Source organism: Mesorhizobium sp. M4A.F.Ca.ET.090.04.2.1, from assembly GCF_003999085.1.
Taxonomy (GTDB): domain Bacteria; phylum Pseudomonadota; class Alphaproteobacteria; order Rhizobiales; family Rhizobiaceae; genus Mesorhizobium.
The window spans coordinates 1-1,363 of the sequence record NZ_RZOT01000852.1 but is presented as its reverse complement, the minus strand read 5'-3'; the positions used below and the strand labels follow the sequence as shown (position 1 = coordinate 1,363).

Here is a 1,363-nt window from a genome sequence, read left to right as displayed (position 1 = left end):
GTCATGGAGGATGTCTGCGAGGGCGGCATGGCGCTGATCCCGATGATCGGCCGCGTCCGTCTTCTGCGCCAGTGGGGCGGCATCATGGACATGTCGATGGACGGCACGCCGATCATCGACAAGAGCCCTGTGGAAGGGCTCTATCTCAATGCCGGCTGGTGCTATGGCGGCTTCAAGGCGACGCCCGGCTCCGGCCTGGTCTTTGCCCATCTTCTCGCTCGCGATGAGTCGCACCAGGAAGCCGCGCGCTTCCGCCTGGACCGCTTCCAGCGTGGCGCAATGATCGACGAAAAGGGCCAGGGCGCCCAACCGAACCTGCACTGAAGGCCCTGCCATGCGCATAGTCTGTCCCTTCTGCGGCGAACGCGAACTCGGCGAGTTCACCTATCTCGGCGACGCCAAGCCGCAACGCCCAGCGCCGGTAGCCGGCGAGGACGCCGTCTACGAATACGTCTACCTGCGCGACAACATCGCCGGCTCAATGAGCGAGCACTGGTATCATGGCGGCGGCTGCCGGGCCTGGCTGAAGGTCACCCGCAACACGCTGACGCATGAGATTTCAGCCGTCGCACCCGCGGCTGGCGCCGGTGCCGCAAAGGTTGGCGCGTGATGGTCGGCGGCGCGCAGACTCACCGGCTGGCGAATGGCGGTCTCATCGACCGTTCGACGCCGCTGAGCTTCCGCTTCGACGGCAAGACCCTGCTTGGTTTCCAGGGCGATACGCTGGCCTCGGCGTTGGTCGCCAACGGCGTCAAGCTGGTCGGCCGTTCGTTCAAGTACCATCGTCCGCGCGGCATCCTGACGGCGGGATCGGAAGAGCCGAATGCGCTGGTCGAATTGCGCAGCGGTGCCAGGCGCGAACCGAACACCAAGGCGACGACGGCGGTGCTCTATGACGGTCTAGAGGCCGCCAGCCAGAACCGCTGGCCGTCGCTGCGCCACGATTTTCTGTCGGTCAACCAGCTGTTTGCGCCGATCTTCGTCGCCGGCTTCTACTACAAGACCTTCATGTGGCCGGCAAAGTTCTGGGAAGCGGTCTACGAGCCGGCGATCCGCCGCGCCGCCGGTCTCGGCCGCACCGCCGGCATCGCCGATCCCGACCATTACGACAAGGCGTGGGCGCACTGCGACGTGCTGATCGCAGGCTCCGGCCCGGCGGGACTGGCGGCAGCTTTGGCTGCCGGCCGCTGCGGCGCGCGCGTCATCCTCTGCGAAGAGGATTTTGCCCTCGGCGGCCGCCTGCTCGCCGATGGCGGCACGATCGACGGTCTGCCCGCTGCCGAATGGATCGCGCGCACGCTGGACGAGCTTGGCTCGATGCCCGATGTCCGCATCATGACGCGCACGACGCTGTTCGGCGTCT

At 66.7% G+C, this 1,363-nt stretch carries 3 protein-coding genes; all 3 read left to right on the top strand.

Features of this window, described 5'->3' with window-relative positions; translation table 11 throughout:
* A partial coding sequence (locus EN781_RS32585; protein WP_127400727.1) for an FAD-dependent oxidoreductase occupies positions 1–324 on the top strand: 324 nt, incomplete at its 5' end.
* Between the two features lie 10 nt (positions 325–334).
* The gene (locus EN781_RS32580) at positions 335–610 is read left to right on the top strand and encodes a sarcosine oxidase subunit delta (protein ID WP_126056049.1); all 276 of its coding nucleotides are present in this window, start codon (positions 335–337) and stop codon (positions 608–610) included.
* Positions 610–1,363 (top strand): 2Fe-2S iron-sulfur cluster-binding protein (locus EN781_RS32575; RefSeq protein ID WP_127400726.1); only part of this gene is annotated, 754 nt, incomplete at its 3' end. The genes EN781_RS32580 and EN781_RS32575, both read left to right, overlap by 1 nt.

Excerpts from the sequence above, each read along its gene's own strand:
- EN781_RS32580 (WP_126056049.1), top strand. The coding sequence starts at position 335 with ATGCGCATAGTCTGTCCCTTCTGCGGCGAACGCGAACTCGGCGAGTTC.